Source organism: Pseudomonas sp. UMAB-40 (genome assembly GCF_900095275.1).
Classification (GTDB): domain Bacteria; phylum Pseudomonadota; class Gammaproteobacteria; order Pseudomonadales; family Pseudomonadaceae; genus Aquipseudomonas; species Aquipseudomonas mandelii_B.
This window is the reverse complement of record NZ_LT607571.1, coordinates 1-19,484: the sequence shown is the minus strand read 5'-3', so window position 1 is coordinate 19,484 and position 19,484 is coordinate 1. Positions and strand designations below refer to the sequence as shown.

Genomic DNA, 19,484 nt, shown 5'->3' with positions numbered 1-19,484 from the left:
CGTTCCCATCGCGGGCAAGCCCGCTCCCACAGGTCATGTGGTGAAGCTGCAATCTTTGGCATCACTCAAATCCCTGTGGGAGCGGGCTTGCCCGCGATGGGCCCTCAAACGCTACCTAAATATCACGCCCTGCGCCAAACCCCTTTCCCGTTCAACCGCGCCCGATCATGGGTTGCTGTGAAATCCTGCACCGGTCCTTTCGGCACAATCCCGGTCGGGTTGATGGTCTTGTGACTGCCGTAGTAGTGATTTTTGATGTGCTGGAAATCCACCGTCTCGGCAACGCCCGGCCACTGATACATCTCCCGCAGCCAGTTCGACAGATTCGGATAATCGGCGATCCGCCGCAGATTGCACTTGAAGTGGCCGTGATACACCGCGTCAAAGCGAATCAGCGTGGTGAACAGCCGAATATCCGCTTCGGTCAGGTACTCGCCGACCAGGTATCGATTGGCGCCCAGCAGCTGCTCCAATCGGTCCAGTTCGGCAAACACATCATCAAACGCTTCTTCATAAGCCTGCTGTGACGTGGCAAACCCGGCGCGATAAACGCCGTTGTTCACTGCCGGATAAATCCGCTCATTCAACGCATCGATCTCGCCGCGCAGGGGCGCCGGGTAGAAATCCAGGTCATTGCCGGTCAGGTCATCGAAGGCGCCGTTGAACATGCGGATGATCTCCGCCGACTCATTGCTGACGATGCGGTTTTGCTGTTTGTCCCAGAGCACCGGCACGGTGACGCGGCCGGTGTAGTCGGCGGTATCGGCGGTGTAGCGCTGGTGCATGAAATTGAAATGATCGAGCTTGTCGCCGGTCGAGCCCAGGTTCTGGTCGAAGGTCCAGCCGTTTTCCAACATCAACCAGCTGACCACGGACACGTCGATCAGGCTTTCAAGGCCTTTGAGTTTGCGCAGGATCAGCGTGCGATGCGCCCATGGGCAGGCGAGGGACACATAAAGGTGGTAGCGGCCAGCCTCGGCAGCAAACCCACCGACGCCTGTCGGGCCGGGCTTGCCGTCGGCGGTCAGCCAGTTGCGACGTTGCGCCTGCTCGCGCTGGAACGCGCCGTCCTTGCTGCTTTCGTACCACTGGTCGTGCCAGCGACCTTCAACTAACAAACCCATGTTCAAGACTCCTCAATCAATAAGCGTTGGAGAGGAGTCTATTCGCATAGGTTCGATAAAATAGCGCAAAGGTTCGGGGTTTATGATCGGTTAAATCGATCTGTCCCGTGCGTCCCAATACTGCTGAGCCGTTTCGAAGGCCTGTTTGCGGGTCTGACCGAGGCCACGCAGCGCGAGGGCCATGGTCGAGATCAAGGCCATTTGCGGGTAGCTGTCGACCACGTCACCGCGCCAGACGGCTTTCAAGTGTTCAGGATCGAGCGCGGCGGGTTTGACGTGGCGTTGGGTCGACAACTGCGACCATTCCTCGTCCCAGCTTTCGCCGCCGGTGGTGCCGTACAGGTGGCTGTCGGCGTCCGGGTTGATCTCGATTTCGCCACCGTCGCCCTTGACCACAATCGCAGTGTCGCCGAGCAAGCCGCTGGCATCGCGATGCACCGCCTGATAGCCGGGATGGAAAATGCTTTGCAGGCCGCAGCGAGCGCCCAGCGGGTTGAGGATGCGGGTGAGGGAGTGGATCGGCGAGCGCAGGCCCAAGGTGTTGCGCAGGTCGATCATGCGCTGCAGCTGCGGTGCCCAATCCACCAGCGGCATGAACGCCAGGCCACCGTTATCCAGCGCCGAGCCGACCTGTTGCCAGTCGCGGCACAACGGGATGTTCAAGCCTTCCAGCAATTGCTCGCTATACAGCCGGCCGGCCGTATGGGCGCCACCGCCATGCATGAAGATGCGCACACCGTTTTGCGCCAGGCATTTGGCCGCCAGCAGGTACCACGGCAGGTGACGCTTCTTGCCGGCATACGTCGGCCAATCCAGGTCCACCGCCAGGGCTGGCGGGTTCAAACGTTCACGCAGGGCTTCGGTGAAACCGGCCATTTCCTCGGCGCTTTCTTCCTTGTGCCGCAACAGCATCAGAAACGCGCCGAGCTGGGTGTCCTCGACCTTGTCGTCGAGCACCATGCCCATGGCTTCACGCGCTTCGGCCCGGGTCAGGTCGCGGGCGCCACGCTTGCCTTTGCCGAGGATCCGCACGAACTGGGCGAATGGGTGTTCGGCGGGCGTTTCGAGGGTCAGCGCTGGAAAGTCAGTCATAAGCAATTCGTCGGTTTGGGCAGGCCCGCCAGTTTCGCGGCGAGTTTGGCAGGGGTGCCTTTGAACAGTCGGTTGAGGTGCAGGCTGTTGCCTTTTTCCGGGCCGAGCTTCAACGCGGTGTACTTGATCAGCGGGCGGGTGGCCGGGGACAGCTGAAATTCGGCGTAGAAGCTGCGCAGCAACTCGAGGATTTCCCAGTGTTCCGGACTCAACTCGATGTCTTCGGCGGCGGCGAGGGCGGTGGCCACCTCGTTCGACCAGTCACTCAGTTCGACCAGGAAACCGTCCTTGTCCAGCTCGATGGCGCGTGCGCCGACCGTCATGGAATTCATAGCCAACTGTTCACCTTGTCGTAGTGAATCGACAGCTCGACAAAGGCGGGGTAATCAATGGCCCTGGCCGCGTCAGGAATCGCCAGCGCACGAGCCTGGGCGTCTTCGGCCAGTACGAACAGATTCAACGGGCGAGCGTTCAGCGCGTTGAACGGCGCAGTGCCTGGCTGCAACGCATACACCGCGTCACCGGTCAGCAACAGCGCATCGTTCGTGCCGATCACGCGCAGGCAACTGGTCAGGCGGTCATCGCCGAATGGGGAGTGAGACAACACATGCAAAGTCGACATCAGAGGGTAATCACCTGGTCGTAACGGTCAATAAGCGCTGTGATTTCCTGGGCGGTCAGCACCCGGGCTTCTTCAAGCGACCGACCGTCGAGGTCCAGGCCCCGTTCGGCAGCGCTGTCGCCACAGACAAACAGGTCTTCCACACCGAACATCGGCAACGCTTGCAGGTTGGCGCTCAGGTCTTTCTGTTGCAGGGCTTTGGCGTCCTGTTTCGCAGCGAGCTGGAACACCCCGTCATCGAGAAACAGCAGGCCGATCGGCAGGTCGAACGCGCCGCCGGCCAGCACGATGTCCAGCGCTTCCCGAGCGTTCGGCCCGGACCACGGGGCCTGGCGGCTGATGATCAACAAGGATTTGGGCATCTCACGCGCCTCCGAAACAGATCAGGCGGTCAGCGTCTTGCACCGCGTCATGCAACTGGCCGAGGCCGGACAATTCCCACGGCACGCCCACGGCAACGGCGTCACGCTGATAGCGTCCTGCTTCTTCTTCGTTCAACACACCACGGCGCAGGGCAGCGGCGATGCATACGACGCCATCCAGCTGATGCTCGGAGACGAAGGCGCGCCATTGCTTGGGCAGGTCCTGCTCATCCTGGGGCGTGACCACGCTGCCAGAAGCGTTGTAGACGCCGTCCTGATAGAAAAACAGCCGGACAATCTCATGCCCGCCGGCCAGCGCTGCCTGGGCAAACAGCAAGGCACGGCGCGAGGAGGGCGCATGGGCGGCGGAAAACAGCGCGATGGCGAACTTCATGACAGACTCGATCAGCAAAACTGCGGTCATGATAAAGCTTTATCGGCGGGGCGGCTAAATCGATGTTATCTGTGCCGGCCCCATCGCGGGCAAGCCCGCTCCCACAGGGATCTGTGCGTCACCACATAACCTGTGGGAGCGGGCTTGCCCGCGATGGGGGCCCAACAGTCAATACAAGACTTAACGAGGCATATAGCCCAACTGCCACCGCCGCGGAATCTTGAGCGAGAGCAATCCAATCGCGCCCGCCAGCAACCCGCTGACAAACAACGCCTTGAGCCCTAGGTGATGTTCCAGCACCGCGCCCAGCACGGCACCGGCAAACATTCCGGTCCAGGGAATCAACTGAACCCGCCAGCCATTACGCCGTTCACCTAGCATCCAGCGCCCCAGCCCGCGCCCGAAGCGCGACAAGGCACCGGTGACGTAAGTGAGGCCGACCGGCAGGCCGTTCACTTCTTCCACTGCCGCGTTGAGCATGCCCATGGCGATGATTGCCGCCAGCAGCGCCGGCAATTGATCGTCATAAGGCCAGGCCGCGGCGCCGCAGAGCAGCATCGCGATGCACAGCAGCAAGGGCAGCGCCCGGCGGCCACCGAGGCGGCTGACGACAATGCCCAAGGCGTTGCCGACGATAAACGTGGCGACGAGGATCAGCAGACGCAGGGTCAGTCCGAAATCACCGTCACTGATCGCAACGGCGAGGCGGGTGGTGTTGCCGCTCATGAAGGAGACAAAGTCGCCGCTGGCCATGAAGCCGATGGCGTCGGTCATGCCGGCGAGCACCGAGAGCGCAGCCACCAGCACCATGCCGATGCGTCCGCGCCATTTCTGGATTTGAAGATGGCCCGGGCTGGCGCGAGAAGTCGAGAGGGATGGCAGCATCGGCGGTAGTCGTCCTCAGGCAGCGACCGTCAGGGTCACTTGCTCAATCCATATAACTCGCAATACTCCAGCCAGTCCATACCGGCCATCTCGGCTACTTCCTTGTGCACTTCCATGCGTTGGGCCTGATAGTCCTCGGCCGTCGCGGCGGTCAATTGCAATGTCAGCTCCCAGGCAAACAGACCCAGACGCTCGGCCTCGGCTTCGAAGGCCTCATGCAAGCGCTCGTCACGGTATTGCGCCGCAGTCTCGCCCTTGGCCTGAGCCAACAGCGGATTGAGGTTGTCGAGTTCGTGGCGCAGTTCGGGGCGCTCATCGAGAAACTTCTTCAGCGCCTGTTCGTGTTGCTGTTCGGTTGCCGCCATGGTCGCTCCTTGAGGCTGGGGTTACGAAGATTGCTTCTTACTGGCTTTGGCCGCAGCGGCCAGGCACTCGAGGGCAAACTGCTCGGGGTAGGTCATCTGGATCGGCGTGGTTTCGCCTTTGACGGTGCGTTCGCCGTCGAGGATGTAGCGGATTCGTTTGTCGGTGACGCCAATGCGCTTGGCGATCCAGGACGGCGTCTGGCCGATCTGGCTGATCAGCTTGTCAGCGTATTCGGCGGTCGGTTTGTAATACTCGGCGTTGGGTGTCATGACCTTTCCAGAAAAAATGAGCCCGGAAAAAACGGGCGATGCGACGTTAATGGCGCGACAGGGTGCGCGAATCGTCACGCGGTGTCGCGGTTTAAATGAAGTAAAGCAGAACGATACGCCGTGCCACGGTGATACAGTCCGCTTTTTCTTGATGAGCGAACACAATGCGAATTCTGATGGTGGCGCTGGCCGTGACGTTGCTGGCGGGATGCGCCGGCTCGGTGATGAACGATGCCCGCACCAAAGCCCCTTACAAAACCCTGAACTCGGACAAACCGGAAAAAGTCGTCGCCCAGTGCGTGCAGTTTTCCTGGCAGGACGAGGCGGTGTTCGGTGTCGATGCCGGCGCGTATTTGCAGCCGGGCGAGAAGGGTGGGTCCACCGTTTACACGCGTTCTGCGGAGTCCTTTGTCGACGTGACCACCGATGCGTCAGGCACTGTGTTGAGTTACTACGCACAGCGTGACGACTTTGTGGCCAAGCGCCGCCTGGCGGCGCTGGCGACCTGCCTCTGACCTGATGGCCGACGCAGTACCCCTGTGAGAGCGAGCCTGCTCGCGATAGCGGTGGGTCAGTCGACATCAATGTTGGATGTCACTCCGCCATCGCGAGCAGGCTCGCTCCCACAGTTGGATGGTGTGGATCATACGAGCAGGTTATACGTCGTTGATCAGGCGCTTCTGGAAAAAGAAGCGCTTATGCCCCGGCGGATAGTCGACAATCTGGCCGAACTCGCTATAGCCCAGTTTCTTGTAGAACTCCGGCGCCTGGAAGTCGAAGGTGTCGAGCCAGATCCCGGCGCATTCTTTCTTCCGCGCCAGGTCTTCGGCCATTTGCATCAACTTCGTGCCTATGTCCTGTCCCCGGGCCTGCTCCGGCACCGACAACAACTCGAGGTGCAACCACTGATAAAAAAACCGGCCATACAAGCCGCCGAGAATCTCGTCGTGTTCGTCGCGGACCAGCCAGGCAATGGGCTCCGGCTTCGAGGCGCCGGCTTTTGAGGCGTTATAGAGGCGCAAAGGCAGCAAGATCGCCTGCTCCTCGTCTTCGGTGGGGTTTTGTGACTCTTCGATTCGCAGTTTCATCAGCTCAATCCTTATGGCCATGAGGGAACAACGCCGGCAAGCCTAACCTGTGCCCCGGCGGTTGTTCCAGCCCCTTGAGTGGAACCCTCGCTCGCGCCCGGATGTCTAGCCTGAATAGCGTCCTTCCAGAACGCGGCCAATGAGGATCACCCCGTGAATATTTTTGAAGCCCTGCGTGAAAGTCACGACCGCCAGCGCACCTATGCCAAAGCGCTCATCAAGACCAGCGGCGACACCCCGGAGCGGGTCGAGGCTTACAAACAGCTCAAATCCGAACTCCAGGCCCACGAAACCGCCGAAGAGCGCCATTTCTACATCCCGCTGATGGAGTTCGACAATGGCGTCGATCTCAGCCGCCACGCCATCTCCGAACACCACGAGATGGATGAAATGATGGAAGAGCTGGATGAGACGGAAATGTCCAGCCCGGCCTGGCTGGCGACCGCCAAGAAGCTGTCCGAGAAGGTTCATCATCACTTGGAAGAGGAGGAGCAGAAGTTCTTCCAGATGGCCGGCAAGCTGCTTGACGACAAGCAGAAAGAGGCCCTGGCCGGCCAATACGAAAAGGAATACAAGGCACAGCTTCCTTAGAGGGTGCGATGGCCCCGATTGCTGCCTTGCGTTGTAATCCTTTTGCTACACAGGGCGTAGGACTTGAATCAGAGTACTGGTTTTATATCCAGTATTTGCGAGTGATCTGCGAAGGCAGGTTCATTCGGGGCACAAATGGGCAGATGGACAAAAAAAACAGCTCCGTTAGGTTGGAGGCCTCTCCTCAGGAAGGAGAGGTCTCAAATCAACGGAGTGAAAAAAATGAACCAACCACAGACTCAACCTCAACTTCGACACGGTCGTGTCACATCCCCCTCCAGCCGCGGTGCGGTCGCCGTAGAGCTGGGGTTGCTGGGTAACTGGCAAGTCAACGAAATGGAAGGCGGCAAGAACTTCCCGTCGCTGACCGCGGGGCCCTTTGCGGCGCCGTATCAAACCGACAGCGACAGTGTCACGCCACCTGCCGACGGCTACATCCTCAGTGGCGGCAAGTCGGATGCCCGAGACTGCATCAACTTCACCAACGAGGAAATGAGCCTCAAGCTCGGCCGCCCATTCACCTGGCCTTTGTTGAACGTCGATCCGGGCCAGGCCTTCAAGGTCACCTGGGAATACACCGCGCCCCATGTCACCCGTGGCTACAGCTGGTTCATCACCAAGGATGGCTGGAACCCGAAACAGCGCATCAACCGTGCGCAACTGGAGCCGAAATCGTTCTTCGACGACTTCTATACCCAGGTTCCGTACTACAGCCATTCCGCCGAGATGAAGGCCAAGGTCAACCACGAAGTGAAATTACCGGGCAACAAGAAAGGCCATCACGTCATCGTGCTGATGTGGATCGTGGCCAACACCGGCAACGCCTTCTACCAAGCGTTCGACGTGGACTTCCAGTAAGCCACGGCGATAAACCCCACACGTTCTGAAGGAATAGAACATGTCTACTTTCGATTTTACGCTACTCAAATCGCCACTCGCCGATGCGGCGTCGTTGATGCCGAGCATTGCCGGCAAAAAGATCCTCATGGGCTTCTGGCACAACTGGCCCGCCGGGCCGAGCGACGGTTACCAGCGTGGCCAGTTCGCCAACATCGCGCTGCAGGATGTGCCCAAGGATTACAACGTGGTGGCCGTGGCCTTCATGAAGGGCAACGGCATCCCGACCTTCAAGCCTTACAACCTGTCCGACGCCGAGTTCCGCCGCCAGGTCGGCGTGCTGAACAGCCAGGGCCGGGCGGTGCTGATTTCCCTCGGGGGCGCCGATGCGCACATCGAACTGCACAACGGCAACGAACAGCCGCTGGCCAATGAAATCATCCGTCTGGTGGAAACCTACGGCTTCGATGGGCTGGACATCGATCTTGAACAGAGTGCGATTGATTTCGCCGACAACAAGACCGTCCTGCCTGCCGCGCTGAAGCTGGTCAAAAACCATTACGCCGGTGAAGGCAAACACTTCATCATCAGCATGGCGCCGGAGTTCCCGTACCTGACCACTGCCGGTAAGTACGTCGGTTATCTCCAGGCTCTGGAAGGCTATTACGACTTCATCGCCCCGCAGTATTACAACCAGGGCGGCGATGGTATCTGGGTGCCGGAAGCCAATAACGGCAACGGCGCGTGGATTGCCCAGAACAACGACGCGATGAAAGAGGACTTCCTGTTTTACCTGACCGAAAGCCTGGTGAGCGGTACTCGCGGGTTCACGAAGATCCCGGCGGACAAGTTCGTGATCGGCCTGCCCGCCAACATCGACGCGGCGGCCACCGGTTACGTGATTAACCCGGCGGCAGTGGTGAATGCCTTCAAGCGTCTGGACGCCAAGGGGCTTTCGATCAAGGGCCTGATGACCTGGTCGGTGAACTGGGACAATGGTGTAAACAAAGACCATGTGCCCTACAACTGGGAGTTCAGCCGTCGTTATGGACCATTGATCAACGGCGCGCGACTCTCGTCCCACGGGGAAGGGCTCGCGGCGCCTGAAGTCGCCAGCCAGCTGTAATAAAGAAGCCCGGCAGAGATGCCGGGCTTTTCCGTTTTCGCCTACCATGGCGATCTTCTGACGAAAAAAGGATGCTTTGTGATGGTGAACACAGCCGAACGGGTCAACATCGTTGAAACTCAGGTGTTGTCCCACGACTGGTACCTGCTGAAGAAAATCACCTTCGACTTTCAGCGTAACAACGGCGACTGGCAGCGTCAGACGCGAGAGGTGTATGACCGTGGCAATGGCGCGGCCATTCTGTTGTTCAACCGCGAGAAAAGAACTGTTGTGCTGACGCGTCAGTTTCGGCTACCGGTGTTCGTCAACGGCCATGATGGTTTGCTGATCGAGGTCGCGGCCGGATTGCTTGAGGGCGCCGATCCTGAAGAACGCATCCGCGCTGAAGCCGAAGAGGAGACCGGTTATCGCGTTCACCACGTGCAAAAGGTGTTCGAGGCCTACATGAGCCCAGGCTCGGTCACCGAAAAACTGCACTTCTTCATCGCAGAATATGACGCGGCGTCGAAAGTCAGCGAGGGCGGTGGGCTGGAAGAAGAAACCGAAGAACTGGAAGTGCTGGAGTGGAGCTTCGACGAGGCGCTCGAAGCGTTCTATCGCGGGGAGATCTGCGATGCGAAGACCATCATGCTGCTGCAATATGCGGCGATGAAAAATATCTTCGTCGCTGCCTGAGACCTGAGCCCCGAGATCTGAACCCAGAACCCTGTGGCGAGCGAGCTTGCTCGCACTGGGCCGCGAAGCGACCCCAAAATATTGGCTTTGTCGGAGATTTTTGCCAGTGCTACGCACTGGAGCGGGAGCAAGCTCCCTCGCCACGGAGATCGGAGGCAGTCAGCTTAAAACAATTCGCCCGTTTGACTGGCCCCGGACCACTCGCAACCCTCCAGCGTCAACAACCGCTCCTTCGCCTCAAGCCCACCCGCAAACCCCGTTAACTTCCCCGACGCCCCAATCACCCGATGGCAAGGCGCAACAATCGAAATCGGGTTCTTGCCATTCGCCGCGCCCACCGCCCGGACCGCACTTGGATTGCCGATCTGCTCGGCGATCTGGCTGTAACTGCGCGTCTCGCCAAACGGAATGGTCAGCAGCGCCTGCCACACCTTCTTCTGAAAGTCCGTCCCGGCGAAATCCAGTTCCAGATCGAAGCGATTACGCGTGCCGGCAAAGTATTCCTGCAACTGTTGAACGGCGCGTAGGAGGATCGGATTGTCCGGGGCTTCGCTCATCGGCCCGAGCCTTACGCGGTGAGGCTTGTCGTTTTCCCAGAGGATGGCGGCCAGTCTTGAATCTTTCGCGACCAATTTCAGCTCACCGACCGGGGACGCCAGGGTGGTGAAGGTGTAAGTCATGCCGGCGAACTCCTCGGAAGGGCTGAACAGAGGCCAAGCATACTGCCTCGGCGAGGAGGCGCAAAACGCAATCCCGGCCATACTTGCCTCTGCTTTGAAACGTTTCCTTCGTTTTTAAACACAGCCTAAAAACAAAAAGAGACCGACTCATGAAGTTCGAACCTTTTGCCAAATCGCTGATTGCGACCTCATTGGCGCTCAGCTGCCTCAGTGCTTACGCTGCCTCCGTGGCCCCGGTCGCGGCCGAAAACGGCATGGTCGTCACGGCCCAGCATCTGGCCTCCCATGTGGGCGTCGATGTGCTCAAGAACGGTGGCAACGCCGTCGATGCCGCCGTCGCCGTGGGTTATGCGCTGGCGGTGGTTTATCCCGCTGCGGGTAACCTGGGGGGCGGTGGATTCATGACCGTTCAACTGGCGGACGGGCGCAAGACCTTCCTCGATTTCCGCGAAAAAGCGCCGCTGGCCGCAACTGCAGACATGTACCTCGACAAAGAGGGCAACGTCGTGCCGGACCTGAGCACCCGTGGCCACCTGGCGGTTGGCGTGCCGGGCACAGTGTCCGGCATGGAACTGGCGCTGAAGAAATACGGCACCAAACCCCGCAAGGAAGTGATCGCCCCGGCGATCAAACTGGCCGAAGACGGTTTTGTGCTGGAGCAGGGCGATGTCGAATTGCTGGAGTACGCCACCGATGTGTTCAAGAAGGACATCAAGGATTCCGGCTCGATCTTCCTGAGCAATGGCGAGCCGATGCAGGTCGGGCAAAAACTGGTGCAGAAGGACCTGGCCAAAACCCTGCGGGAAATTTCCGAGAAGGGTGAAGACGGTTTCTACAAAGGTTGGGTGGCCGACGCCATCGTCACCTCCAGCCAGGCCAACAAGGGCATCATCACCCAGGCCGACCTCGACAAATACAAGACCCGTGAACTGGCGCCGATCGAGTGCGACTACCGGGGTTATCACGTGGTGTCGGCACCGCCGCCCAGCTCCGGTGGTGTGGTGATCTGCGAGATCATGAACATCCTCGAAGGCTACCCGATGAAAGACCTGGGCTACCACTCGGCCCAGGGCATGCATTACCAGATCGAAGCGATGCGCCACGCCTACGTGGACCGCAACAGCTACCTCGGCGACCCGGACTTCGTGAAAAACCCGATTGCCCACTTGCTGGATAAAAACTACGCGACCAAAATCCGCGCGGCGATCAATCCGCAAAAAGCCGGCGTGTCCCGCGAACTCAAACCCGGCGTAGCGCCCCATGAAGGCAGCAACACCACGCATTACTCCATCGTCGATAAATGGGGCAACGCGGTGTCGGTGACCTACACCCTCAACGACTGGTTCGGCGCCGGTGTAATGGCCAGCAAAACCGGGGTCATCCTCAACGACGAAATGGACGACTTCACCTCGAAAATCGGCGTGCCCAATATGTACGGCCTGGTGCAAGGCGAAGCCAACGCCATCGCGCCCGGCAAGGCACCGCTGTCGTCCATGAGCCCGACCATTGTCACCAAGGACGGCAAAGTGGTGATGGTTGTCGGTACTCCGGGCGGCAGTCGCATCATCACCGCGACCTTGCTGACCATGCTCAACGTGATCGACTACGGCATGAACATCCAGGAAGCGGTCGATGCACCGCGTTTCCACCAGCAATGGCTGCCGGAAGAGACCAACCTGGAGACCTTCACCACCAGTCCGGACACGGTGAAAATGCTGGAAAGTTGGGGGCACAAGTTCGCCGGGCCGCAGGATGCCAACCATGTGGCGGCGATCCTGGTGGGCGCGCCTTCGCTGGAAGGCAAACCGGTGGGCAAGAACCGCTTCTATGGGGCCAATGACCCGCGCAGGAACACGGGGTTGTCGCTCGGCTACTAAGGCGTAAGTCCATGGCCACCCTCAAGCGTCGAGGGTGGCCCGACCGACAAGGTTATTCGTCGGGCTTGGTGACGAGGTTATCCGCCTCGTCCACCTGATACGGCACATGCGCTTCCACGCCATCTTTGCCGGTATGCGCCACGACATTCTTGTAACGCTTGCCGTTCCAGCATCGGAAAATCAACGTCGCATTCTCGCCTCCGGTCAGCGTCGAACCCAGGCTGGCGATGAGCTTGCTGCGGGCGCCGCCCACCAGGATGCTGTTTTTACCCGCCGTCAAAACGCTTTTATCGCCGCCCATCAACGTGCAGTCATCGCCCGCCGTCAGCTTGCTGCGATCACCCGCCGTGAGGTGGCTATTGCTGCCCGCCAACAGCTTGCTGCGGTCGCCGGCGATCTGGGTGCTGTCCTTGCCGGCGATCAATTTGCTGCGATCACCCGCCGTCTGGACGCTACCGGCACCCGCGATGAGGGTGCTGCGATAACCCGCGGTCTGTGAGCTGTCCTTGCCGGCAATCAACATGCTTTTGTGCCCGGCAATCTGCGTACTGTCGGGGCCGGCGATCAAAGAGCTTTGATAACTGGCGATCTGGTTGCTGCCGTATCCGGCGGTCAGGGTGCTGTGCATGCCGGAGGTCAGGCTGCTGCCATAACCGGCGGTCAATACACTGCGCAATCCGCTGATCAGCGTGCTGCCGTATCCGGCCGTGAGGAAGCTGCGGATGCCGCTGGTCAGGGTGCTGCCGTAGCCGGCAATCAAGGAACTGTCCTGGCCCGCGGTTTCGGTGCTGCCGTAACCGGCGGTGAGGGTGCTGTTGTGTTGAGCGGTAAGGGTGCTGCCGTAGCCAGCGATCAATGTACTGTCGTAGCCCGCCGTTTCGGTGCTGCCATAACCGGCGGTAAGGGAGCTGTTGTCCTGAGCGGTGAGGGTGCTGCCGTAACCCGCCGTCAGCGTGCTGTCGTAACCGGCGGTTTGCGTGCTGCCGTAACCGGCGATCAACGAACTTTCGTAGCCGGCGGTTTCGGTGCTGCCATAACCAGCGGTGAGGGAGCTGTTGTCCTGAGCGGTGAGGGTGCTGCCATAACCTGCCGTCAGCGTGCTTTCGTACCCGGCGGTTTGTGTACTGCCGTAGCCAGCGATCAGCGAACTGTTGCTGCCGGCGGTTCCGGTACTGCCGTAGCCGGCGGTGAGAACACTACTTTCCCGTGCGGTTTGCGTACTGCCATAACCAGCGGTCAGAGTGCTTTTGTAACCCGCCGTCTGGGTGCTGCCGTAGCCGGCCGTGAGTGAACTGTTTTCCCGAGCGGTGAGGGTGCTGCCGTAACCCGCCGTCAGACTGCTTTCATAGCCAGCGGTCTGGGTCGTGCCATAACCGGCGATCAGGGAACTGGCGTACCCGGCGGTTCCGGTGCTGCCATAGCCTGCCGTCAGGGAACTGCTTTCCTGGGCGGTCTGAGTGCTGCCGTAGCCGGCGGTCAGCGTGCTCTCATAACCGGCCGTTTGCGTACTGCCGTATCCGGCGATCAGCGAACTGTCGTGCCCGGCCGTTGCGGTGCTGCCATAGCCTGCGGTGAGCGAACTGCTTTCCTGTGCGGTCTGGGTGGTGCCATACCCGCCGGTTAGCGTGCTTTCATGACCGGCGGTTTGCGTACTGCCGTAACCGGCAATCAACGTACTGTCGGATCCCGCCGTTGCAGTGCTGCCGTACCCGGCCGTGAGGGAACTGTTTTCCTGGGCGGTTTGGGTGCTGCCATACCCTGCGGTCAGGGTGCTTTCGTGGCCGGCGGTTTGGGTGCTGCCGTAACCGGCGATCAACGAGCTTTCCGGCCCCGCTGTGCCGGTGCTGCCATAGCCAGCGGTGAGGGCGCTGCTGTCTTGGGCGGTTTGGGTGGTGCCGTAACCCGCGGTCAACGTACTGTCCTGTCCCGCCGTTTGCGTGCTGCCGTAACCGGCAATCAAGGCGCTATCCGATCCGGCTGTTTCGGTGCTGCCGTAGCCTGCGGTGAGGGCGCTGCCCTCTTGGGCGGTTTGAGTGCTGCCATAGCCTGCGGTCAGCGAGCTGTCGCTTCCCGCTGTTTCGGTACTGCCATAACCCGCAACGAGCGTGCTGCCATCCTGGGCGGTCTGGCTGCTGCCGTAATCGGCGGTCAGTGTGCTTTTCTGCCCGGCGATCTGGGTGCTGCCGTACCCGGCGATCAGCGAGCTGTCATCGCCGGCCATTTCCGTACTGCCATACCCAGCGGTCAATGAGCTGCTGTCGGCGGCCGTCAGGGTGCTGCCGTATCCGGCAATCAATGAGCTCTGACCGCCGGCTGTTTCCGTACTGCCGTAACCCGCTAGCAGATAACTTTGATGCCCGCCGGTGAGCGTGCTGCCATAAACAGCGGTTTCGAAAGTTTGCGAGGCGTCGGTTTTAGCGCCGATGCCGGAAGGGGTGTAACCCTGTGCTCGCCGACTTTCGAATTCGCGACGGGAGGTTTTATTTGGTGATTGAAGTGGGGTGTCGATTAAAGGAATGTTTGCTGATTGATAGTGTTCAATGTGCGCTGCAATGTAATTGATCGAGCTGTCTTGAGTGCCCGTGTGAACAACTTCCGCCTCCGGGAACTTGATCATGCCGTCTTCATCAAGTTTTATAATCTGATCAATGTGAACTTCGCACACAACCCATTTGGCATCGGCTCGCAAACTAAGTTGAGTAGAGGAACCTTCTCCCCACAATAAACCGACCAGGCCGTTCTCGAGTTTTTTGCTGGGCTTCCAGTGTTTGCACACCACCAAGCCCGTGTCCGGCCAGACCTGGCCGGCATGGTCCGACATGTCGTTGGCGCAAGTGCGCAAGACAAGGACTTTGTTGTCACTCATATCATATGTGCTCAATGAATATAACGGCATCAGCGGGAATCAGGATTGTAAGTGCCCATAGCGCTCAAATAGAACGGTCTGGTATTACTTACACGTCACTGGCTGAAATCCATTAAGAGCCAGCGGCAAAGCCGCAGTCCTGTCATTAAACAGGTCGCAGTCCTTGGCGAAACTTCTCGATATCGAAGATTCACCCTAAAGCAATGACTCAGGCATGACCACACTTATTGTGCTTTGGAAGTGTTTAATGTTGTTCGTTGCAATAGATAAATTAATATCGAAATAGTTGATGTGGTTTAATGAATTTTCAATTCAGCTTAGCGGCATTGGGGCGGGCTCTATCCGACTGGATAAAATCGCGGACAGGCAACGATTTCAAGCTATTCCATCGTAGGTGTTTTGCGGCATTATCGACGGTACGCAATCTGTACTCGGCCCCAGGGAGCAGGTGGCGTACCCCTTAATCTGAAGGACTACTTTAAGGCCTGAGCCCATGACCACTGCACTGCTGATCATCGACGTCCAGCACGCCCTGTGCACCGGCGAATACGAATGCTTTGAGATCAAACGCGTCATCGAGAATATCAACGGCCTGAGCGCCAGGGCCCGAGAAGCCGAGATACCGGTCATCTTCATCCAGCACGAGGAGGGCGACCTGCTGAAACACGGCTCCGAAGGCTGGCAACTGGCCGGCGGACTGGAAACGTCACCGCAAGACCTGCGGGTGCGCAAAACCACACCGGATTCGTTCTACCAGACCAGCCTGCGTCAATTGCTGCAAAAGCGGGAGGTTGATCGCCTGATTATCTGCGGCCTGCAAACCGACTATTGCGTCAACGCCACCGTTCGCCAGGCCCTGGCATTGGGCTACGACGTGGTGCTTGTTGCCGACGCTCATTCCACTGTCGACAACGGCAATATGACTGCCGACGACATCATCGCCGAGCACAACAAGGATCTGGCGCACCTGACTGGGTCTGTGGCGCGGATCGACGTTATCCCGGCCAGTAAAATACACATCTAAGAACCGAAAACATCGATCAGCTCGTTCAGGAACGCGCTCACCAAATCCCGCTGCCGCGCCGAATGCCGAACCGCTGCATGAAACCCCACCTCATAGCGAAGCAGCTCGGGATTCAGCGGATGCAACTGCCCCAGCTGTTCATGCTTCGCCGCATAGTGCTGCGGCAGAAACCCCAGATGCTGCCCCGACAGAATGAGCAGCGCCGCGCCGTCCATGCTGTCGGTGAGCACGGTCAGGCGTTCAATCGAGGTGGGCGCGGGCATTTCCGGCAAGGGGTGGCTGGGCCATACCCAGTCGTAATCGCGGACGTCATCCCGGGTCAGCTCGCCCACATGCTCGAACAGAGGATGAGCCGGGGCGCAGTAGGCGATCTGGGTTTCCTGAAACAAGGGGAAGTAATCGATGTTCGGCAAGCGGTGCCAGAAGTAACCGATCGCCAGATCAATATGGCTGTTGATGATTTTCTCTTCCAGCAGCGACGACGACAGTTCCGTGAAGTGGAAATACAACCCCTCATGGCGGGCCCTTAAGCGCGCAATAGCGAGGGCGATCTTCTTGTTGGCAACGGGGTCGATCTGACCGAGCAAACCGATGTTGATGTTGCCCGACACCTTGCGATTGATGTGCTGGACTTCCACCCGGAAACCTTCGGCCGCCGCCAGCAACCGGCGGGCTGCCTCGACAAACTGGCCGCCCTTGGGCGTCACCGAAAATCCACCGCGCCCTCGCTCGCACAGGCGAAATCCCACCCGCGCTTCCAGCGTCGCCAGTTGCGCACTGATAGTCGGTTGAGTGGTATTGAGCGCGGTTTGCGCGGCCGAAATGCCGCCCGCCTCAACGACGGTGAGAAAGACCCGGATCAAGCGCAGATCCAGTTCCGATACAGTGCCCAGCATGGGTGTCCCTCAATGTTCATTCACATAGACGCGGATCTATGTAAACAGTGTGCCTGCGATATTTTATAGCCCTGATCCAGGCCCTACATTGCAATGAAACCGGCGCTTTGCCCATAAAAACAACAATCAACTGCATAGGAACAATCGTATGTCAGGGTCTCCTCATTCTGCGCACGCCCTTGAGGCGAGTGGCGGGTTGGCCATCGAAGGCCACTCGATCGATTACATTCCGGAAAACGAACGTCACGCCAAGCTCAGCAGCCAAGGGCCTTTCTGGTTTTTAGGCAACTTCCACTTCTTCACCATCTCCATCGGTTTTGTCGGCCCAAGCCTTGGGTTGTCGGCGCTGTGGACGATGCTGGCCGGTGCGCTCGGGATCATGTTCGGCACCATCTTCATGGCCTTCCACGGTTCGCAAGGCCCCGAAATGGGCCTGCCGCAAATGATCCAGTCCCGTGCCCAGTTTGGTTATCGCGGCGTGATCCTGGCCTTGATCGCGACGATGTTTGTGTTTGTCGGCTTCAACGTGGTGAACATCTCGCTGATCATGAACGGCCTCGAACACGTCTTCGGCATCGACCCGACTATTGTCGCCGTTGCCGTGGTGTTGATCGGCGCGCTGCTGTCGATCTACGGCCACGACCTGATGCATAAAGCCTTCAAATGGGCGTTGATGGCGACCTTGCCGCTGTATGCGCTGGTCACCATCGCCTTGATCTTCGGCGCCGGGCAAGAGGGCGTCACACCGGCGACCGATCTGGGCTTCAACTGGGTTGCGTTCGCGACGCTGTTTGCCATCGGCGCGAGCTACAACATCTCCTACGCGCCCTATGTCTCCGACTATTCCCGCTACCTGCCGAAAAACACCAGCCGGCCAAAACTGATCGCCGCCATCTTCATCGGCGCATCGTTGTCGGGGAGCTGGATGATCGGCCTCGGCGCCTGGCTCGCGCAGCAGTTGAAAGCGGCGGACGCGCTGGTGGCGCTGAACCAGGTCGGATCGTCGATGATCCCAGGCTTGGGCAATGTGCTGGTCATCGTCTCGGTGCTGGGCTTCCTGCCGATCATCGCGCTCAATACCTACAGCGCTATGCTGACTTTATTGACCGGCGTCGACTCGATCAAAAAGATCACGCCAACCCCTCGCGCCCGAGTCATGTCGATCTCCGCGATCAGCCTCATCCTGTTGACCTGCGTGCTGTCGATCAAAGGCGATGGCATCGCGTTGTTGAACACCTTCCTCGTGCTGCTGTTGTACTTCCTCGTGCCCTGGACCGCGGTCAATCTGGTCGACTACTTTTTCGTGCGCAAAGGCCGCTACGCGATCCCGCATTTCTTCACACCGAAGGGCATCTACGGTGCCTGGCAATTCCGAGGGATCGTCTCGTACCTGATCGGTTTTGCCGCGATGGTGCCGTTCTTCTACATCTTCGATGCCGCCGCCGGCAAAGAAGTGTTCGTCGGCCCGCTGGCGCGCATGCTCGAAGGCGTGGACATCGCCTGGCTGGTCGGCCTGGTGGTTTCAGGCCTGACGTACTACCTCCTCAGCCGTTCGATCGACCTTGAATACGAACGCCGGATCATCGACTCAATCACCGAGAGCGACATGGTTGCCATGGCTCATCAACCTATGGAGGAGGGCCGTTGAACAGCGTGAAAAATACCGTGGTCGCCTGCTGCCAGGTCGCACCGAAAATCGGCGACCTCGCTTACAACCGGACGCTGACAGAACGGGCGATTCGTTCAGCGGCGTTGCAAGGTGCGCAAGTGGTGGTGCTGCCCGAACTGGTGCAGAGCGGTTACCTGTTTGCTGACCGTGACGAAGCGTTGTCCTTGTCCGAAACAACCGACGGACCAACCCTGCGGCTGTGGACGGCGCTGGCGAAGGAATTGAACGTCGTTGTCGTGGGCGGATTCTGCGAGCGACTGCAAGGCGATGAACTGGCCAACAGCGCGGCGATGATCGATGCCCAGGGCCTGCGCGCCGTGTACCGCAAGGCGCACCTGTGGGACGCGGAGAGCGAAATCTTCAGCCCCGGCAACGACGCGCCGCCAGTGGTCGAAACGGTCCATGGACGGATCGGCCTGCTGATTTGCTACGACCTGGAGTTTCCTGAATGGGTGCGCCTGCCGGCACTGGCCGGTGCAGAATTGCTCTGCGCGCCGGTCAACTGGCCCGATGGGCCGAGGCCGCCCACCGAGCGCCCGGCGGAAGTGGTACGGGTTCAGGCCAATGCGTCGGTGAACCGGATGTTCATTGCCGCGTGTGATCGGCATGGGCATGAGCGTGGGGTGGGTTGGGTGCAGGGTTCGGTGATTGTTGATGCGGATGGTTACCCGTTGGCCGGGCCGGCGGAGCAGGGGGGGGAGCAGATTTTGTTGGCGACACTTAACCTTGCTGAGGCGCGGAATAAGCGGATTAGTACGCGTAATGATTTGCATCGGGATCGGCGGTTGGGGTTGTATGGATGTGTTGGGGGGTGAAGTGGTATCCCGTTCCTGTTTTGGCATATCAGATGCCGAGGTAGGGAAGGGCCGACTTCTACTTTTTTGTGTAAACCGCTCATGAGTTTTTTAGCGACGTACTGTTCAGGGGCGGGATTTGCCTGACTGCCCACACTGCTTCTGGCCGATTTTCTGTCTGATACGAAGGACAGAAATCGACCCAAAGCTGACCTTCAGGTGGGTAAATTTTTGTCACCTCGTGAAT

At 59.4% G+C, this 19,484-nt stretch carries 21 protein-coding genes and 1 pseudogene; 9 read left to right on the top strand and 13 right to left on the bottom strand.

Annotated elements, in window-relative coordinates:
• Positions 1-122: 122 nt before the first annotated feature.
• The 9 genes from K0F88_RS25260 to K0F88_RS25220 form a co-directional block, all read right to left on the bottom strand.
• Positions 123-1,124 carry a glutathione S-transferase family protein gene (locus K0F88_RS25260; RefSeq protein ID WP_219097031.1) on the bottom strand — a complete coding sequence of 334 codons (1,002 nt, stop codon included), beginning with the start codon at positions 1,122-1,124 and terminating at the stop codon, positions 123-125.
• Between the two features lie 90 nt (positions 1,125-1,214).
• The gene (locus K0F88_RS25255) at positions 1,215-2,216 is read right to left on the bottom strand and encodes a glycosyl transferase family protein (protein WP_219097030.1); all 1,002 of its coding nucleotides are present in this window, start codon (positions 2,214-2,216) and stop codon (positions 1,215-1,217) included.
• The gene (locus K0F88_RS25250) at positions 2,213-2,548 is read right to left on the bottom strand and encodes a TusE/DsrC/DsvC family sulfur relay protein (protein WP_219097029.1); all 336 of its coding nucleotides are present in this window, start codon (positions 2,546-2,548) and stop codon (positions 2,213-2,215) included. Before K0F88_RS25250 ends, K0F88_RS25255 begins: the two co-directional genes overlap by 4 nt.
• On the bottom strand, positions 2,545-2,838 hold the full coding sequence (gene tusB, locus K0F88_RS25245; protein WP_094468024.1) for a sulfurtransferase complex subunit TusB: 294 nt from the start codon (positions 2,836-2,838) through the stop codon (positions 2,545-2,547). The genes K0F88_RS25250 and tusB overlap by 4 nt, the downstream gene beginning before the upstream one ends.
• The gene (tusC, locus tag K0F88_RS25240) at positions 2,838-3,200 is read right to left on the bottom strand and encodes a sulfurtransferase complex subunit TusC (protein WP_219097028.1); all 363 of its coding nucleotides are present in this window, start codon (positions 3,198-3,200) and stop codon (positions 2,838-2,840) included. The genes tusB and tusC overlap by 1 nt, the downstream gene beginning before the upstream one ends.
• A gap of 1 nt (position 3,201) precedes the next feature.
• On the bottom strand, positions 3,202-3,594 hold the full coding sequence (tusD, locus tag K0F88_RS25235; RefSeq protein WP_094468022.1) for a sulfurtransferase complex subunit TusD: 393 nt from the start codon (positions 3,592-3,594) through the stop codon (positions 3,202-3,204).
• Between the two features lie 180 nt (positions 3,595-3,774).
• Positions 3,775-4,479, bottom strand: coding sequence for a YoaK family protein (locus tag K0F88_RS25230; RefSeq protein ID WP_094468021.1), 705 nt, complete (start codon positions 4,477-4,479; stop codon positions 3,775-3,777).
• A 35-nt stretch (positions 4,480-4,514) separates the two neighbouring features.
• Positions 4,515-4,844, bottom strand: a complete 330-nt coding sequence (locus tag K0F88_RS25225; RefSeq protein WP_094468020.1) for a DUF6388 family protein — start codon at positions 4,842-4,844, stop codon at positions 4,515-4,517.
• 21 nt (positions 4,845-4,865) lie between these two features.
• Positions 4,866-5,114 (bottom strand): hypothetical protein, encoded by a 249-nt coding sequence (locus K0F88_RS25220; RefSeq protein ID WP_008154823.1) that lies wholly within the window; start codon positions 5,112-5,114, stop codon positions 4,866-4,868.
• A gap of 164 nt (positions 5,115-5,278) precedes the next feature.
• On the opposite strand from K0F88_RS25220, the gene K0F88_RS25215 reads away from it, so the two are divergent.
• A complete protein-coding gene (locus tag K0F88_RS25215) occupies positions 5,279-5,629 on the top strand; it encodes a hypothetical protein (protein WP_094468019.1) in 351 nt (116 codons plus the stop codon).
• 141 nt (positions 5,630-5,770) lie between these two features.
• Here K0F88_RS25215 and K0F88_RS25210 read toward each other — a convergent pair whose 3' ends face one another.
• Positions 5,771-6,202, bottom strand: a complete 432-nt coding sequence (locus tag K0F88_RS25210) for an N-acetyltransferase (RefSeq protein WP_094468018.1) — start codon at positions 6,200-6,202, stop codon at positions 5,771-5,773.
• Between the two features lie 153 nt (positions 6,203-6,355).
• On the opposite strand from K0F88_RS25210, the gene K0F88_RS25205 reads away from it, so the two are divergent.
• The 4 genes and pseudogenes from K0F88_RS25205 (at position 6,356) to K0F88_RS25190 (ending at position 9,431) form a co-directional block, all read left to right on the top strand.
• Positions 6,356-6,793 carry a hemerythrin domain-containing protein gene (locus K0F88_RS25205; protein ID WP_094468017.1) on the top strand — a complete coding sequence of 146 codons (438 nt, stop codon included), beginning with the start codon at positions 6,356-6,358 and terminating at the stop codon, positions 6,791-6,793.
• Positions 6,794-7,015: 222 nt separating this feature from the next.
• Positions 7,016-7,651 (top strand): lytic polysaccharide monooxygenase auxiliary activity family 9 protein, encoded by a 636-nt coding sequence (locus tag K0F88_RS25200; RefSeq protein ID WP_219097027.1) that lies wholly within the window; start codon positions 7,016-7,018, stop codon positions 7,649-7,651.
• Between the two features lie 40 nt (positions 7,652-7,691).
• A pseudogene (locus K0F88_RS25195) lies at positions 7,692-8,693 on the top strand (chitinase); the annotation flags it as partial.
• Positions 8,694-8,837: 144 nt separating this feature from the next.
• Positions 8,838-9,431, top strand: a complete 594-nt coding sequence (locus K0F88_RS25190; RefSeq protein WP_094468043.1) for an NUDIX domain-containing protein — start codon at positions 8,838-8,840, stop codon at positions 9,429-9,431.
• Positions 9,432-9,595: 164 nt separating this feature from the next.
• On the opposite strand, the gene K0F88_RS25185 is transcribed toward K0F88_RS25190, so the two are convergent.
• Positions 9,596-10,111 (bottom strand): methylated-DNA--[protein]-cysteine S-methyltransferase, encoded by a 516-nt coding sequence (locus K0F88_RS25185; protein ID WP_219097025.1) that lies wholly within the window; start codon positions 10,109-10,111, stop codon positions 9,596-9,598.
• A 149-nt stretch (positions 10,112-10,260) separates the two neighbouring features.
• Between K0F88_RS25185 and ggt the strand changes: the two genes are divergently transcribed.
• Complete coding sequence (gene ggt, locus K0F88_RS25180; RefSeq protein ID WP_219097023.1) at positions 10,261-11,988, top strand: gamma-glutamyltransferase; 1,728 nt, start codon at positions 10,261-10,263, stop codon at positions 11,986-11,988.
• 52 nt (positions 11,989-12,040) lie between these two features.
• On the opposite strand, the gene K0F88_RS25175 is transcribed toward ggt, so the two are convergent.
• Positions 12,041-14,854 carry an Ice nucleation protein gene (locus tag K0F88_RS25175; protein WP_219097022.1) on the bottom strand — a complete coding sequence of 938 codons (2,814 nt, stop codon included), beginning with the start codon at positions 14,852-14,854 and terminating at the stop codon, positions 12,041-12,043.
• A gap of 493 nt (positions 14,855-15,347) precedes the next feature.
• Here K0F88_RS25175 and K0F88_RS25170 point away from each other — a divergent pair, with 493 nt between their 5' ends.
• Positions 15,348-15,878, top strand: coding sequence for a cysteine hydrolase family protein (locus tag K0F88_RS25170; RefSeq protein ID WP_094468012.1), 531 nt, complete (start codon positions 15,348-15,350; stop codon positions 15,876-15,878).
• Here K0F88_RS25170 and K0F88_RS25165 read toward each other — a convergent pair.
• Positions 15,875-16,774, bottom strand: a complete 900-nt coding sequence (locus tag K0F88_RS25165; RefSeq protein ID WP_094468011.1) for a LysR family transcriptional regulator — start codon at positions 16,772-16,774, stop codon at positions 15,875-15,877. The two genes, K0F88_RS25170 and K0F88_RS25165, sit on opposite strands and share 4 nt — an antisense overlap.
• 148 nt (positions 16,775-16,922) lie before the next feature.
• Between K0F88_RS25165 and K0F88_RS25160 the strand changes: the two genes are divergently transcribed.
• On the top strand, positions 16,923-18,422 hold the full coding sequence (locus K0F88_RS25160) for a cytosine permease (RefSeq protein WP_094468010.1): 1,500 nt from the start codon (positions 16,923-16,925) through the stop codon (positions 18,420-18,422).
• The gene (locus K0F88_RS25155; protein WP_094468009.1) at positions 18,419-19,258 is read left to right on the top strand and encodes a nitrilase family protein; all 840 of its coding nucleotides are present in this window, start codon (positions 18,419-18,421) and stop codon (positions 19,256-19,258) included. The genes K0F88_RS25160 and K0F88_RS25155 overlap by 4 nt, the downstream gene beginning before the upstream one ends.
• Positions 19,259-19,484: the final 226 nt, after the last annotated feature.